This is a genomic window from Tistrella mobilis KA081020-065 (assembly GCF_000264455.2).
In the GTDB taxonomy this organism is placed as follows: Bacteria; Pseudomonadota; Alphaproteobacteria; order Tistrellales; family Tistrellaceae; genus Tistrella; species Tistrella mobilis.
Window position 1 is genome coordinate 289,383 of the sequence record NC_017958.1, and the last position, 13,951, is coordinate 303,333.

At 65.3% G+C, this 13,951-nt stretch carries 15 protein-coding genes; 9 read left to right on the forward strand and 6 right to left on the reverse strand.

Features of this window, described 5'->3' with window-relative positions:
• The first annotated feature begins 26 nt into the window (after window positions 1-26).
• A complete protein-coding gene (locus tag TMO_RS25120) occupies window positions 27-1,985 on the forward strand; it encodes a putative PEP-binding protein (RefSeq protein WP_014747865.1) in 1,959 nt (652 codons plus the stop codon).
• A gap of 91 nt (window positions 1,986-2,076) precedes the next feature.
• Here the strand turns inward: TMO_RS25120 and TMO_RS25125 are convergent, their stop codons facing one another.
• Window positions 2,077-2,658 (reverse strand): helix-turn-helix domain-containing protein, encoded by a 582-nt coding sequence (locus tag TMO_RS25125; protein ID WP_014747866.1) that lies wholly within the window; start codon window positions 2,656-2,658, stop codon window positions 2,077-2,079.
• A gap of 150 nt (window positions 2,659-2,808) precedes the next feature.
• On the opposite strand from TMO_RS25125, the gene TMO_RS25130 reads away from it, so the two are divergent.
• The 5 genes from TMO_RS25130 (at window position 2,809) to TMO_RS25150 (ending at window position 7,616) form a co-directional block, all read left to right on the forward strand.
• Window positions 2,809-3,573 (forward strand): gluconate 2-dehydrogenase subunit 3 family protein, encoded by a 765-nt coding sequence (locus TMO_RS25130; RefSeq protein WP_014747867.1) that lies wholly within the window; start codon window positions 2,809-2,811, stop codon window positions 3,571-3,573.
• A 60-nt stretch (window positions 3,574-3,633) separates the two neighbouring features.
• Window positions 3,634-5,397 carry a GMC family oxidoreductase gene (locus TMO_RS25135; protein ID WP_014747868.1) on the forward strand — a complete coding sequence of 588 codons (1,764 nt, stop codon included), beginning with the start codon at window positions 3,634-3,636 and terminating at the stop codon, window positions 5,395-5,397.
• On the forward strand, window positions 5,394-5,765 hold the full coding sequence (locus TMO_RS25140; RefSeq protein ID WP_014747869.1) for a c-type cytochrome: 372 nt from the start codon (window positions 5,394-5,396) through the stop codon (window positions 5,763-5,765). The genes TMO_RS25135 and TMO_RS25140 overlap by 4 nt, the downstream gene beginning before the upstream one ends.
• Before the next feature lie 61 nt (window positions 5,766-5,826).
• Window positions 5,827-6,753 carry a ketopantoate reductase family protein gene (locus TMO_RS25145; protein WP_014747870.1) on the forward strand — a complete coding sequence of 309 codons (927 nt, stop codon included), beginning with the start codon at window positions 5,827-5,829 and terminating at the stop codon, window positions 6,751-6,753.
• Window positions 6,753-7,616, forward strand: coding sequence for a DMT family transporter (locus tag TMO_RS25150; protein WP_041607783.1), 864 nt, complete (start codon window positions 6,753-6,755; stop codon window positions 7,614-7,616). Before TMO_RS25145 ends, TMO_RS25150 begins: the two co-directional genes overlap by 1 nt.
• A gap of 6 nt (window positions 7,617-7,622) precedes the next feature.
• Here the strand turns inward: TMO_RS25150 and TMO_RS25155 are convergent, their stop codons facing one another.
• Window positions 7,623-7,991 carry a winged helix-turn-helix transcriptional regulator gene (locus tag TMO_RS25155; protein WP_041607590.1) on the reverse strand — a complete coding sequence of 123 codons (369 nt, stop codon included), beginning with the start codon at window positions 7,989-7,991 and terminating at the stop codon, window positions 7,623-7,625.
• 129 nt (window positions 7,992-8,120) lie between these two features.
• Here TMO_RS25155 and TMO_RS25160 point away from each other — a divergent pair, with 129 nt between their 5' ends.
• From TMO_RS25160 to TMO_RS25170, 3 genes are read left to right on the forward strand one after another with little or no spacing between them, the layout of a single operon-like run.
• Complete coding sequence (locus TMO_RS25160; RefSeq protein ID WP_014747873.1) at window positions 8,121-8,735, forward strand: glutathione S-transferase C-terminal domain-containing protein; 615 nt, start codon at window positions 8,121-8,123, stop codon at window positions 8,733-8,735.
• Window positions 8,732-9,109 carry a nuclear transport factor 2 family protein gene (locus TMO_RS25165; protein ID WP_014747874.1) on the forward strand — a complete coding sequence of 126 codons (378 nt, stop codon included), beginning with the start codon at window positions 8,732-8,734 and terminating at the stop codon, window positions 9,107-9,109. Before TMO_RS25160 ends, TMO_RS25165 begins: the two co-directional genes overlap by 4 nt.
• Window positions 9,110-9,121: 12 nt before the next feature.
• Window positions 9,122-9,328, forward strand: coding sequence for a tautomerase family protein (locus TMO_RS25170; protein WP_014747875.1), 207 nt, complete (start codon window positions 9,122-9,124; stop codon window positions 9,326-9,328).
• A gap of 159 nt (window positions 9,329-9,487) precedes the next feature.
• On the opposite strand, the gene TMO_RS25175 is transcribed toward TMO_RS25170, so the two are convergent.
• From TMO_RS25175 to glyA, 4 genes are all read right to left on the reverse strand, one after another.
• Window positions 9,488-10,768 (reverse strand): NAD(P)/FAD-dependent oxidoreductase, encoded by a 1,281-nt coding sequence (locus tag TMO_RS25175; RefSeq protein WP_014747876.1) that lies wholly within the window; start codon window positions 10,766-10,768, stop codon window positions 9,488-9,490.
• Window positions 10,769-10,868: 100 nt separating this feature from the next.
• Window positions 10,869-11,072, reverse strand: coding sequence for a rubredoxin (locus tag TMO_RS25180; protein ID WP_051045621.1), 204 nt, complete (start codon window positions 11,070-11,072; stop codon window positions 10,869-10,871).
• Window positions 11,073-11,126: 54 nt separating this feature from the next.
• Window positions 11,127-12,116, reverse strand: coding sequence for an AurF N-oxygenase family protein (locus tag TMO_RS25185; protein WP_014747878.1), 990 nt, complete (start codon window positions 12,114-12,116; stop codon window positions 11,127-11,129).
• 503 nt (window positions 12,117-12,619) lie between these two features.
• Window positions 12,620-13,912, reverse strand: a complete 1,293-nt coding sequence (glyA, locus tag TMO_RS25190; RefSeq protein ID WP_014747879.1) for a serine hydroxymethyltransferase — start codon at window positions 13,910-13,912, stop codon at window positions 12,620-12,622.
• Window positions 13,913-13,951: the final 39 nt, after the last annotated feature.

Below are 13,951 nucleotides of genomic sequence, written 5' to 3' on the forward strand. Positions count from 1 at the left end.
CTGTCAACAGGCTGATCGAGGTCGTCATGGCGACGCTGAGCAAATTTGATTTCAAGGAATTACTGACCGGAATAAGTACCCGTGCCCGGAGACCGGAGGACATCCTGTCCGGCATCCGCGCCGCCGATCTTGAAGGCGTCATCTTCCCGCGCTTTTCCGACGACGAGTACACGCCCTTCGCCTCGGGCGAGGCCATCCATGATGGCGATCATTCGGGCTATCTGGTGCTCCACCGGAGCACCGCACAGCAGATCTCCGACGGGGCCGGCGACAGTTCCGACGCGCCCGACTACATCTACTCGGTCGCCGAAGGGGACATCGACGATTTCGCGGCGATCAAGGGCGCCGCGGGCTTTTTCACCAACCATCCGGGCAAGACCACATTCTCTCCGGTGCAATCCGTATCGGAGGGAAAGTCGACGATCATCGCCGCAAATATCGACTATCACGAAAGCGATGAGCCCGTTGACCTTCATTTCCAGACGAAGAGCGGCGGTTCCCGCATCGTCAGAACCAGAAAGCGCTGGATCTCGACGGTCGATATCGACGGTCGCGAAGCCCGGGTCTATGAAGGCGACATGGTGGCGATGTCGGGATCACGGGGCCTGGTCTTCGCGGGCGCACGTGTGGTCGCACCGTCCCGGATCGATACCCTCTACAACCTGCTGACCGACGCCTATCTGGCGGCCGAGACCGAATTCGGGCCGGCCTCTGCCTGGGAACGCCTCTCCGACACGGCGTTCTTTGCCGCCCATCGCGAAGAGATCCGGGAGATCGTCGCGTCGGATGAGTTCAGAGGCTTCCAGTCGCTCATCGGCTTCTGTCATGCCCAGTCGCCTTTGCGGGTCTATGTGAACGTTCACAAAACCGCCTGCGTGGTCCGGGCCCGGCTGCTCGCCTCGACGCTGACCTTCGACGGGACGGGCTTGTCGATCGATTGCAACGAGGCAGCACTGGGGGTCGGCCTGTTGCGTGACGAAAGGATGTGGATCGATCCGTCGGATATCGACATCCTGCGCATTCTGTTCCTGGGCGACGACTGCACGACCAAAGAGCATTACGATCGCATCGTCCGCCAGTACGAGCGCCGGCACGGGGACCGCTACTACTCGATCTTCTCCGCCCGGCCGGGCGCGATCTGCGTCGTCAGAACCCTTTGCATGCCGTTCAGCAAGTTCCTGCCCGACAATTTCGACATTGCGGATTTTGCGGCGCGGCACGGTCTCGATCCTGCCAAGACGCAAAGCGCCTTTCGCCGGCTGAGCGGAGAGCGGGAGGTCTATCACGGATGCCGCGGCATCCGCCTGTTCTCGATCCGCCCGGATCTGGCGCGTCTGTGGCTGCGGACCGTGCTGGGTGCGCTGGCGCGCGCAAATGCCGACGGCGCAGCGGTGAAGGTCCGGTTCCTCCTCGCCACGCTCACGCTTCCCGACGAGGCATCCCGCTTCATCGTGACGCTCGAAGAGGTCGCGTCTTCGATCTTCGGAAGCGTGAAGGCCGCCCCGATCGAAGGTGCGACGACCATGCTGGAGACCGGTGGCGCCTTCATCTGCCTGGAAAGCATCCTGAGGCAACGCGGCCACGAGCTGGGGATGGTCGGCGGCCTGATCGGGTCGAACGACTTCACGACCGCCTGCCTCAACATGAATCGCAGTGATGCGCCGCGCCACCTGATCCCCGGCTATGTCGAACAGGGCTTTTTTGCATCCAGCCCGTTCACCCATGTCCAGGTGTCGGTGGTGGGACGGGCGATGCATGAAGCGCTGCAGCGCTCCACCCGCCTTGCCCTGGAGCTGGACCAGCAGTTCATCTGGGGGCTTGCGGGCGAGTTGACCACCGACTGGCATTCCGTCCAGTGGCTGGCGCGGTTCCTCGCCCCGGCCGGCCTGACCTATCTGTCGACCAGCCCTGAAACCATCATCGCAGCACTGCTCGCCTCTGCCGCAACCCGGTATCAGCGGCCGGAGGTCAGTCGCGCCGCCTGAACGCAGCGCAGCGGCTCAGGTCCCGGTCAGGCGATTTCAGCTGATCGGGACCTGTTCCCGCGTCCGGTGCCGACGCGGCATCTTTGGCCGGTCAGGTGATCGACTTGACGTATTTCGTGCCATCGATCACGAGAAGCCAGGAAACCGCTTCCGTCGTGTCGTTGACCATTTCATGGGTGCAATCGGCATCGAAGAAAAGACTATCGCCTGTTTTCATAGTGATCTTCCGGTCGTTCAGGTGGACGCTCAATTGGCCCGCCAGAACGAAGATGTATTCGTGAATGCCTTTCTTATGCGGCGAAAAGGGGCCCGTGCGCCCGCCGGGCCCGAGTTCATTATGGACGACGTCAACCCCACGCCCTGGAAAAATGGGCGAAAGAGCACGGCGGACGAAGCCACGTGCGCTGTCGTGAAGGACAGGCTGCGCATCGGCGGGCAGATATATGATGCTGCTTACGTCGTCTTTGCTCAGCAGGTCTGAAATTCCGACTTCGAGGGCTTCGGCAAGCTTGCCGAGCGTCGTGGCCGAAACCCCGCCGTCACCACGCTCGATCTTCGAAATCATCGCCTTGCTGACCGAGGATGCCGCGGCGAGCGCCGACATCGACAGCCCGCGCAACTGACGGATTGCCCTGAGGTTTTTACCAATATCTTCAGCCGATTGCTGTGCCATCGCCTCTCCGCTGCGCCGCCTGCGCCTCTGCATGCCGGAACCGTGTCGCAACTCTACCAAAATTCCGCCGGCCCTCCCGACCTGACGAATCGGTAGACATATGTCTACTATTCTAATACGGTTCAACCATTGAGGGATTGGAGGTGGGCGATGTTGCCAGATGAACCGCAAGGCCTCAGCCGGAGATCATTGCTGACCGGCGCCGGCGCGCTTGGTGTGGGCGTGGGTGTGGTTGCAGCAGCGCCGGACGCCATCCTTGTCCGGCAGGCCGGCGCCGAAGAAGGCAGCCCCCCGGCAACGGCGCCGGGACAGGCTGCACAGCCCGACGCCGTCGCCGGATATCAGAGTCTCGGCATCGAAGAGGCCGCGATCGTGGAAGCGCTGGTCGCCCATATGTGGCCGGCCGACGATCTGTCGCCGGATGGTGTTGCCTTGGGCATCGCCGTCTTCATCGATCGCCAGCTGGCGGGCGCCTATGGCCAGGGTGATCGCCTGTATCTGAGCGGCCCGTTCAGGCAGGGCAAACCGGAACACGGCTACCAGCTTGCCTGCACCCCCGAAGCCTACCTGAAGGCCGGGTTGCGTCATCTTGCGGAGATATCCGACCGGCGCTACGCCGCGCCCCCGGATCGCCTGACGCCGGATCAACTGGAGGCGCTTCTCCACGACATATCCGAGACGCCGCCCGAGCCCGCCGCTTTCGATCTGAAGGCGTGGTTCAACGAGCTGTTCTACCCGCTCTTCGTTCGGGGCGCCTTCGCCGATCCGATCTATGGCGGAAACCGCGACAAGCAGGCCTGGCGGATGATCGGCTATCCTGGCCTGCCGGCCACCTACACCACCGACATGGTGACATGGCGCGGCCGCCGGCATCCGGCATCGGACACGCCCATGTCGATTCAGGATTTCTCCTGAGACCGGGAGCGCCGTTCAGGCGCCCGGGCCCACCCCCGAAATGGTTTCAGCGAGGCAGCAATGGCGACGCGACTGCCTGAGAAAGAGATCGTGGTGATCGGCGGCGGCCTGACGGCGGGTCTGGTTGCCCGCAGGCTGGTGCCGGCCGGTCGAGAGGTGCTCGTCCTGGAACGCGGCCCGGACTGGTCGGGGTCGGCGGTCGGAGAGCTGCCGCATCAGCGGGACGAGTTGCGCTGGTCGACCTATCGCGGCATGACCCGCCGCGAAAACGTCGAGACCTACACCCTGCGCCACAGCCCGGACGAGGAGGCGCTGCCGATGCGGCAGGTGCTGTCCTTCCTGCCCGGCTTCGGCGTGGGCGGGGCCGCGCAGCACTGGAACGGCCAGACCTGGCGCTTTTCCGAGTCCGATTATGTCCTGAGACAGCATCTGACGGAGCGCTATGGCGCAAAATCCATTCCGGATGGGATGACGATCCAGGATTGGGGGCTCACCTACCGCGATCTCCAGCCCTATTACGAGGAATTCGAAGCGCTTTTCGGCATTGCCGGCAAGGCGGGCAATCTGAAGGGCGTCAGGCAGGCGGGCGGCAATCCCTTCGAACCCTGGCGCGCCACGGAATATCCGCTTCCCCCGCTGGAGATGTCGGAAGCCTCGCAGATCTTCAAGGACGCGACCGGGCAGCTGGGCTATGAGGCGTTTCCGCTGCCGGCTGCCAATGCCAGCCGCCCATACCGGAACCCGGACGGGATGCAGCTGGGGCAATGCCAGTATTGCGGCCATTGCGAACGCTTCACCTGCGAAGCGAACGCGAAGGCCACGCCGGCCTCTCTGCTCTTCCCGCTCGTCCGGTCCCGCCCGAATTTTGAGCTGCGCGCCGGTGCGGAGGTCATTCGTCTCAACACGACCGCCGACGGAATGCGCCTTGAGAGCGTGAGCTATGTCGACGTGGCGACGGGACAGGAATTCATCCAGCCCGGCGCGCTCTTCGTTCTGTGCAGCTACACGCTGAGCAATGTCCGCCTGCTTCTTCTGTCGAAGATCGGCACGCCCTATGATCCGGCCACCCGCACCGGTACGGTCGGGAAGAATTATTGTTATCAGGTGACATCCGGCCTGAACATGTTCTTCCCGGACAGATACATAAACCCCTTCATGGGGGCCGGGGCGCTGGGTTTCGTCATCGACGACTTCAACAACGACAATTTCGATCACACCGGCCTGGGGTTCCATGGCGGCGGATACATCTCCGCAACCCAGACGAACGGCCGCCCGATCGATACGAGACGCCTGCCGCCCGGCACGCCCCGCTGGGGATCGGCTTGGAAGAAGGCGAATGCCGACTGGTATCTGCGGTCCATGAGCATTTCGCTGCACGGCTCCAACTACGCCAATGCCCGGAATTACATGGATCTGGACCCGGATTACAAAGATCAATGGGGCCGGCCGCTTCTGCGGATCACCTTCGATTTCGACGAGAACGATGCGCGGATGTGCCGGTTCGCCAATGGCAGGATGGAAGAGATTGCCGCCGCAGCCGGTGCGAAGATCATCAGCAAGCCGAACGTCCGCAAGAGCCCCTACGATACCCGCCAGTATCAGTCGACGCACAACACCGGCGGCACGATCATGGGTGCAGACCCCACCTCTTCCGTCGTCTCGCCTCATCTTCAGAGCTGGGATGTGGAGAACCTGTTCATCTCGGGGGCGAGCGTGTTCCCGCAGAATTCGGGCTACAACCCGACCGGACCCGTGGGCGCGCTCGGCCTGAGACTGGCCGGGGATCTTCTGTCATATCTGTCTGATCCGAGGCGGCTCGGATGAAGATGATCGGCAGGGTCGTCCTGGGTCTGGTGTCGGTTCTGGCCGCCACTGCCCCCACCAGGGCCGATCCGGAACGGGGGCAGACGCTCTTCGCCGCATGCGCCGCCTGTCATGAGACGGGCCCCGCCAGCAGCCGGCGGGCCCCGAGCCTGAAGGGCATCATCGGGCGACCCGCCGGAAGCCTGGCTGATTTCCGGTACAGCCGGGCAATGAGCCAGAGCGGAATTGTCTGGACCGACGAGACGATTCGCAAATTCATTCAGTCGCCTCAAGGCTTTATCCCGGGAAACAGGATGCCGTTCTCCGGAATACCATCCGAAGCCGACAGGGCGGATATCGTCGATTACCTGAAGAGTATTTCAGGCTAGAGCAGGCCCCGCTCAGGTGGGATCTACAGGCATCGTTGTTGGTGGCACAGGAGACTCCGGCATGCGTATCCTCATCCTTGGAGCCGGCGGAATCGGCGGCTATTTCGGCGGCCGGCTGGCCTCGTCCGGGGTCGACGTTCAGTTCCTGGTCAGGCCGTCGCGCGCGGAGGTTCTGGCGCGGAACGGGCTGGTGATCAAAAGCCCTCTGGGCGACCTCCGGATGCCCGTCAAAACGATGACGGCGGCGACGGAGCCGGTCGATGCGGTGCTGCTGGCCTGCAAGGCCTATGACCTGACCGAGGCGATGGAGGCGGTGGCACCGGCCACCGGCCCCTCGACCCTGATCCTGCCGCTTCTGAACGGTATCCGCCAACTTGATCTGCTCGATGCCCGCTTCGGCCGGAAACACGTGCTGGGCGGGCTATGCCACATTGGTGCGATGGTGAACCCGGCCGGCGAGATCCTGCATCTCAACACGCTGCAGCGCTTCGTCTTCGGCCCCCGGATGCCAGACCAGACGGATGCGGCGGAGCGGCTGTTCACGGCGGTAAGGCCCGGCGGCTTCGAGCCGGTGCTGAGCCCCGCCATCACGCAGGAGATGTGGGAGAAGTTCACCTTCCTCGCCACCTATGCCGGCATGACGACCCTGATGCGTGCGCCGATCGGCGCCATCATGGCCGCGCAGGACGGCGAGGCGATCATGCGCGAGATGCTGGACGAGTGCCTGGCGACGGCAGCCGCCGGCGGTCACCGCCCGCGCGAAGAGGCCATGACGCAGATGATTTCGTCCCTGACCGAGCGCGGTTCGGCGGGCACGGCGTCGATGTTCCGCGACATGGCGCGCAACGGCCGGACAGAACACGAGCACGTGATCGGCGACATGCTCGCACGCGCCAGGACAGCCGGCGTGCCGGCGCCGCTGCTCCGCCTCAGCCTTGCGAATATGCAGGCCTACGAGGCGCAGCGTTCCGCCACGGCCGCCGGATGATGCCGGCACGTCCAACCGCCTGGCTCAACGGTCTGGTCGGCGTGGTGATCTTCAGCGGCTCCCTGCCCGCCACGCGCCTGGCGCTTCAGGGGTTCGATCCGCTGTTCCTGACCTATGCGCGGGCCACGATCGCCGCCATGGCGGGCGCCGTCGCACTTGTCCTGCTGAAACAGACGCGGCCGCAGAGGGAGGAAATCCCCGGTCTGGTCCTGGTCGCGGCCGGCGTGGTCATCGGCTTTCCGCTGCTGACCGCCCTGGCGCTCGAGCACATCACCGCGGCGCGCGGCCTGCTCTATATCGCCCTCTTGCCGGTGATGACGGCGCTTTTCGCGGTGATCCGTGCGGGCGAGAGGCCACGTCCGCCCTTCTGGCTGTTCTCGCTTGCCGCCAGCCTGCTGGTCATGGCCTTCGCCGCATCGACCGGGCGCGTCGCCGGCACGCTGCCGGGGGATCTCATGATGCTCGCGGCCATCGTCCTCTGCGGGCTCGGCTATGCGGAAGGCGGCCGCCTCTCGCGGCGGCTCGGCGGCTGGCAGGTCATCAGCTGGGCTCTTCTGATGACGCTGCCGGTGATGCTGCCTCTGGCACTCTACGCCTGGCCGGAAGATCCGACGACGGTCGCCCCTCCGGCGGTTCTGGCGCTGTTTTATGTCGGCCTGTTCAGCATGCTGATCGGGTTCATCTTCTGGTATCGCGGCCTCGCCCAGGGCGGCATCGCCAGCGTCGGGCAGCTGCAATTCCTTCAGCCCTTTCTGGGCCTGGCTCTGGCCGCGGCAATCCTCGGCGAGCCGATCGGCTGGTCTCTTCTGGTCGTCATGATCCTGGTGATCAGCTGCGTCGCCGCCGCACGGCGTTTCGCCTGACCGGCCTCATCCCTGCGGATGGTCATCCATCCGGTTCCGGGCCTTCAGCTTGTGGCCGACCTCGACGATGGCATCCAGGGCCGGCAGCAGTTCGGTGCCGAGCGGCGTCAGGCTGTATTCCACCGAAGGCGGTGTCGTTGGCTGAATGGTGCGCCTGATCACGCCACGGCCTTCCAGTTCCCGAAGCCGCTGCGACAGCACTTTCGCCGAAATCGGCGGAATATCGAGGCGCAATTCATTGAAACGCCGCGGGCCCGCCCGCAGGTGCCAGATCACGTTCGGTGCCCAGGCCCCGGCAATGACCGCCATGCATTCAGTCAGGGCGCAGGTCACCGGCGGGCGCGTACTTCGGTTCTTGCGGAGTTTCAGGCTCATCTGCACGACCAGGCTACTGCGGGGAAACCGGGATATTCAGTAACCAATAGAAACCTGCTTGGCAAGGGTAACCTGTCCCCATAGGGTCGGGTCGGTCCTGCAATCGGGCCTGCAACCTGGGAGGTTTCCATGCGGCTCTACTACAAACCCGGCGCGTGTTCGCTGTCGTCGCGGATCGTGCTCACCGAGATCGGCCTGGCCTTTGAGACCATTCGCGTCGATACCGAAACCGGGGACGACTATCGGGCCATCAATCCCAAGGGCTATGTGCCGGCTCTTGAACTGGAAGGCGGCGTCGTTCTCACCGAAAACCCGGCGATCCTTCAGTTTCTTGCCGACGCCCATCCCGAAGCGGGCCTGGTACCTGCCTCTGGCGGTCTGGAGCGTGCGCGCCTTCAGGAATGGCTGAACTTTACCTCGTCCGAGCTGCACAAGGCCTTCAGCCCCTATTTCAGGGGCCAGCCGCTGACCGGGGCGGAAAGAGAACAGGTCGAAGACCGCCTGGCGCGACGCATCGCCGACGTGGAACGCGGCCTCGGCGATGGCCGGACCTACATACTCGGCGATCGCTTCACCGTGGCCGATGCCTATCTGTTCGTCGTCCTGAACTGGTCGGGTTTCATCGGGCTCGATCTCACCCGCTGGCCGGCCGTCGCAGCCTACAGGGCACGCATTGCAGCGCGGTCCTCCGTTCGCGAGGCCATGCGCCAGGAAGGACTGATCACCAGCGAGGCGGCAGAATGACCCGCGCCCTGAACGACATCGGCGACGTCATCCAGGACTATTTCGACGCGCTCCATTTCTGCGACGTCGACAAACTTCAGCGCGTCTTTCACCCGAAGGCGATCTATGCAACCGCCGACGAGACGCCGCTGCTCTACCGCACCATGGTCGAATACATACCGGTGGTGGCCGCCCGGCAGTCGCCGGCCTCGCGCAATGAGCCGCGGCGCGACCATATCGACGCCATCGATCTCGCCGGCGAAAACACCGCCGTCGTCCGGGTCCGCTGCTCGATCGGTCCGCGCGATTTCGTCGATTTCCTGACCCTGGTGCGCACCGAGGGTGAGTGGCGGATCATCGCCAAAGTCTTCCAGATCATCGAACGCCCGTCATAAGGAGTGGCAGACATGCCGTATGTAAACATAAAGATCACGCGCGAGGGCGCGACGCCGGCACAGAAGGCTGAACTCATCCGGGGCGTGACCAACCTTCTGGCGGACGTGCTGGACAAGAACCCTGCGGTAACCTTCGTCGTCATCGACGAGGTCGAGATGGAGGATTGGGGCGTCGGCGGCCTTCCCGTCGCCGAGTACCGCAAGACTCTCGAAACGTGATCGGCCCTCGAAACGTGATCGGTACGTGCCGATGAGCGCCCCCAGCCGCCATTGAGGCGGCGGCCAAGGGCGCGTCAGCGCCCGCCCGGCGAGGGGCTAAAAAACGACTCTCGAACGGCGCCCCCACGGGGGCAGCCAATGGGGGCGCCGTCCGATGCTTCAGGCCGGAACCGCCACCGTCCCGGTCTGAAGCGTCTTGAGCGGCCGCGCCGGGTCGGCGAGCGCGGCCGGATCGAGGATCGGGGCCAGGGCGTCCGCCTGGGCCTGGATCAGGCCGCGGCCCTGGGCGAAATCGAGTGGTGCATTGACGCAGTCGATCGCCACCACCCGGCCGTCGCGGAGATAAACGGCCGAGAAACTGCCGCTCTCGGGCCGGCCGCGCAGGATTTCGGTGTCATGGCCCGGCGCGATGCCGATGGTCTGCAGCTTGATGTCGTATTGCGACGACCAGAAGCGCGGCACGGCATCGTAGGGCTGGTCGCCGCCGAGCATGGCGCCGGCCACCACGCGCGCCTGATCGACCGCGTTCTGCACGCATTCGAGCCGCACCCGGCGGCCGCCGGCGAAGCGGTTGACATGGGCCGCGCAGTCACCCAGTGCCCAGACATCGGGCAGGCCGGTCCGGCAGAGGCCGTCGACCGCCACGCCGCCCGCTGCTTCGGCCCCGGTGGTGGCGCCGGCGGCGGCGAGCGCCGAAACCTCGGGCACCAGGCCGATACCGACGATCACCAGATCCGCCGGCAGACAGTCACCATCCGACAGGACCACGCCAGCGACCCGGCCGGCGGCATCACCGGTCAGCGCCTCGACGCCCACACCTGTGCGGATCTCGACACCGGCATCCCGGTGGCGCGCCTCGATGGCGGCGGCGATGTTGCGGCCCGACACCCGGGCCAGAACGCGGTCGGCGGCTTCGACCACCGTCACCCGATGGCCCTGGCCGACCAGCGCCGCGGCGGCTTCCAGGCCGACATAGCCGGCGCCGACCACCACCACTCGCGGGCGGCCCGAGAGATCGGCACGCAGCCGGTCGGCATCGGCCAGGCTGCGGATGGTGTGAATGCCGGACAGGTCCGATCCCGGGCAGGTCAGCCGACGGGCGGTACCGCCGGTCGCCCAGGCGAGCCGGCCATAGCCGATGCGGCGGCCATCGGCCGTGAACAGCCGGTGTGCGGCCGGGTCCAGATCGGTGATCCGGGTGCCGGGCACGCGGGTGATGTTGCGCTCCGCCCAGAAGCCGTCGGGCCGCAGCCGGATATCGGCGGCAAGGGCGGCACCGGTCAGATAATCCTTGGTCAGCGACGGCCGGTCGTAAGGGGCTTCGTGCTCAGCGCTGATCAGACCGATCGTGCCGTCGAAACCGCCCTGGCGGAGGCTGATGGCGAGCTGGGCCCCGGCATGGCCGGCGCCTGCGATGGCGATGTCGAATGTCCAGGTCATCGTCCTGCTCCCGGGGGGAAACGGAAAGGCCGGCCGGGGGCTGCGTGCGGGGGTACGCAGCACCCCGGCCGGCGGCAGCGGGATCGCGAACCGGTGCGCCTCAGGCGTCGAGCGGTTCGAAATCCTCGCGACCCGCCCCGCAATCGGGGCAGGACCAGTCGTCATCCAGGTCTTCGAGGCGGGTGCCGGGCGGAATGCCATGGGCCGGCGACCCGGTCGCCTCGTCGTAGACATAGGTGCAGAGCAGGCACTTCCAGGCCTTGCCGGCGGGGGCGCCGGCCTCGGCCTCGATCTTGGCGGTCATGGGCACGGAGAGGATTCCCGATTTGTGTCGGATGTGGTGAGCAAAGGCCCGGCGTCAGATCGCAATACCCATAGCCGTGAAGCTGTTGCGGCCGGCATCGGTCGAGAGAATGCCCACCTCGTGCGACAGGCCGACGATGCCGGTATAGTCCAGCCGCTCGCGGGCGGCGGCATTCAGCGGGCGGCAGTCCGCGACGATGGTCGCGGCACCCGGCACACGCAGCTGCTCCAGCACCGACGACCAGATGTCGAGTTCGAGATCGGCGAACCATTCGATCGGCTTGGGCAGCACGCTGGCGAAGAAGGCCTGCTCGCGCGGGCTCAGCGCCGGGTAGAAGGTCTTGGTCATCAGGGTGAAGATCTTCGAATGCGCCAGCTCGTCATGGCGATGGGCGGCCACGGTCGCCATGTTCATCGGCTGGATCTCGGTGCAATCCGAGAGCTGATGCAGATAGTCGCTGACGAAGATCTCGGAGACGACCGAGGTTGCCAGATGCACCAGAATCTTCTGCCAGTCTTCCGACTGGACAGCCTTTTCGCGGTTCATCATGGTGACCAGGTTGAAGCCGGGGATCTTCAGGTCTTCCAGGCCCCGCTGTGCGCGGGTCAGCCGGTTGGCATTGGCGACCAGCAGCAGGTGATAGGCTTCGTCGACCAGGGTTTCGCAGACGATCTGGCGGCTGGTCTCGTCGGTCAGGCCGGGGATGCGGCCGTCCAGCGCGTCATAGCAGGAGGGCGAGACGATCGCGCTTTCGATGGCGACGGTCTTCTCATTGTAGATGATCCAGCCGGCCGACAGGATCTTCGACTTCAGCTCGGGCGCCAGCCGCTGGTAGAGCGGGTGGGCGTGGAAGGGCAGCAGCTCTTCGAGGAAGTCCGGCCGGGCCGGATCGAAGGCGAGATCGACCGCATCGCGGCGCACCTTGGCGCGCTTGATCCAGCCGTCGCCGATGCGCTGCAGCAGCGCCTTGACTTCCGACTGCTCGTGCTGATGCGCGGCGTCAGTGCCGCCGGGGGCGATGGCGGGGGCGCTCATCGTCGTCATGACAGGGCTCTCCGAAAACATGTGCGAAGGGACAGGGTCACTGGTCCGCGCACCCGTGGCTCAAAGCGGGTGGCGGCATCCATCTCTCTCGGTCGATCTTCGAACGACGGCGTCTCGTCCGGCGGGGTCGCGCGGCGGGCCGTTCTCCTTGGTGCTGGCGCGGGTCCATGGCGGCCCGCATCTCATTTTTTGGCCTATGTCATTATTAGTAACGGCCTGTGCCATAAACTAGCGATCTGACTTTATTCTGTCCAGCCCAAACACAACCATTGGTAAAAGAATCCTGAGAAATTTTCATGTCTGATTGGGATCGTTTTCTTTTCAACTCAGCTGCATAGGTCAGGTGATCTGGCTTAGTGCAACACGCCATGGTTGCGGTTTCACATAACTGTCATGAAAAAAGCCGCCCGGTTGTCGCCGGGCGGCTCCAGTGGCGTCGCGGGTGAGGCTCGATCCCCCGCAACGTGGGAGTGGACGACAGACGGGTGCTGAAAAAAGCGGTATCAGGCCGCCGGCAGCGGGAAACGGGCGCAAAGGGCATCGACTTCGGCGCGGACCGCGGCTGCGGTCGCGGCATCCAGCCCGCCATTGTCGCGCAGCGCCCCCAGAACCTGCAGGATCAGCCGGCCCACGGTTTCGAACTCGGCCGGCCCGAAGCCGCGGGTGGTGCAGGCCGGGCTGCCCAGACGAATGCCCGAGGTCACCATGGGCGTGGCGGTGTCGAAGGGCACGGCGTTCTTGTTGGCGGTCAGCCCCACCTCTTCCATCGCCTCGACCGCGGCTTTGCCGGTCAGCGCGAAGGGTCTGAGATCGACCAGCACCAGATGGCAATCGGTGCCGCCGGTCACCAGCCGCAGGCCGCCTGCATCCAGCGTGCGGGCAAGCGCTGCGGCATTGCCGACGACGTCGTGGATATAGGCGCGATAGTCGGGCTGCAGGGCCTCGTGGAAGGCGACGGCCTTGGCAGCGATGACATGCATCAGCGGCCCGCCCTGGACGCCGGGGAACACCGCCTTGTCGATGCGCCGCGCGATATCCGGATCGTTGGTCAGGATGATGCCGCCGCGCGGGCCGCGCAGGGTCTTGTGGGTGGTGGAGGTCACCACATGGGCATGCGGCACCGGATCGGGATAGAGGCCGCAGGCGATCAGCCCGGCATAATGGGCGATATCGGCCATCAGCCAGGCGCCGACCTCGTCGGCGATCGCGCGGGCGCGGGCGAAATCGATCGTCCGGGGATAGGCCGAGCCGCCCACGAAGATCAGCCGCGGCCGGGTCCGCCGGGCTTCTGCCGCCATCTGGTCCCAGTCGATGGTCTCGTCATCGGCGCGCACCTTGTAGGTGACCGCCTTGAACCAGCGCCCGGACAGGCTGACCGGCGAGCCATGGGTCAGATGCCCGCCGCAGGCGAGATCCAGCCCCATCACCGTATCGCCCGGCTCCAGCAGGGCAAACAGCACCGCCAGATTGGCATTGGCACCGGAATGCGGCTGGACATTGGCATAGGCGGCGCCGAACAGCCGGCGAACCCGGTCGATCGCCAGCGTCTCGGCCTGATCGACCGGATCGCAGCCGCCGTAATAGCGCCGGCCGGGATAGCCCTCGGCATATTTGTTGGTCAGCACCGACCCCTGGGCCTCGCGAACCGCGCGGCTGACCAGGTTTTCCGAGGCGATCAGCTCGATCTGGCTCTGCTGACGGCGTTCCTCGGCGCGGATGGCGCGGGCGAGATCGGGATCGATGGCGGCAAGCGGCGCATCGCGATCGGGAACGGAAACAGGCGCAGTCTTCAGCATGGTGGCGATTTCCGAAGGCAGCGGTGGGGGGAAAGAAGC

Bases quoted from the DNA above. Each gene is read 5' to 3' on its own strand.
- TMO_RS25170 (WP_014747875.1), top strand. From the start codon at position 9,122: ATGCCGTATGTAAACATAAAGATCACGCGCGAGGGCGCGACGCCGGCA.
- TMO_RS25125 (WP_014747866.1), bottom strand. From the start codon at position 2,658: ATGGCACAGCAATCGGCTGAAGATATTGGTAAAAACCTCAGGGCAATC.
- TMO_RS25145 (WP_014747870.1), top strand. From the start codon at position 5,827: ATGCGTATCCTCATCCTTGGAGCCGGCGGAATCGGCGGCTATTTCGGC.
- TMO_RS25160 (WP_014747873.1), top strand. From the start codon at position 8,121: ATGCGGCTCTACTACAAACCCGGCGCGTGTTCGCTGTCGTCGCGGATC.
- TMO_RS25175 (WP_014747876.1), bottom strand. From the start codon at position 10,768: ATGACCTGGACATTCGACATCGCCATCGCAGGCGCCGGCCATGCCGGG.
- glyA (WP_014747879.1), bottom strand. From the start codon at position 13,912: ATGCTGAAGACTGCGCCTGTTTCCGTTCCCGATCGCGATGCGCCGCTT.
- TMO_RS25165 (WP_014747874.1), top strand. From the start codon at position 8,732: ATGACCCGCGCCCTGAACGACATCGGCGACGTCATCCAGGACTATTTC.
- TMO_RS25140 (WP_014747869.1), top strand. From the start codon at position 5,394: ATGAAGATGATCGGCAGGGTCGTCCTGGGTCTGGTGTCGGTTCTGGCC.
- TMO_RS25150 (WP_041607783.1), top strand. From the start codon at position 6,753: ATGCCGGCACGTCCAACCGCCTGGCTCAACGGTCTGGTCGGCGTGGTG.
- TMO_RS25135 (WP_014747868.1), top strand. From the start codon at position 3,634: ATGGCGACGCGACTGCCTGAGAAAGAGATCGTGGTGATCGGCGGCGGC.
- TMO_RS25130 (WP_014747867.1), top strand. From the start codon at position 2,809: ATGTTGCCAGATGAACCGCAAGGCCTCAGCCGGAGATCATTGCTGACC.
- TMO_RS25155 (WP_041607590.1), bottom strand. From the start codon at position 7,991: ATGAGCCTGAAACTCCGCAAGAACCGAAGTACGCGCCCGCCGGTGACC.
- TMO_RS25180 (WP_051045621.1), bottom strand. From the start codon at position 11,072: ATGACCGCCAAGATCGAGGCCGAGGCCGGCGCCCCCGCCGGCAAGGCC.
- TMO_RS25120 (WP_014747865.1), top strand. From the start codon at position 27: ATGGCGACGCTGAGCAAATTTGATTTCAAGGAATTACTGACCGGAATA.
- TMO_RS25185 (WP_014747878.1), bottom strand. From the start codon at position 12,116: ATGACGACGATGAGCGCCCCCGCCATCGCCCCCGGCGGCACTGACGCC.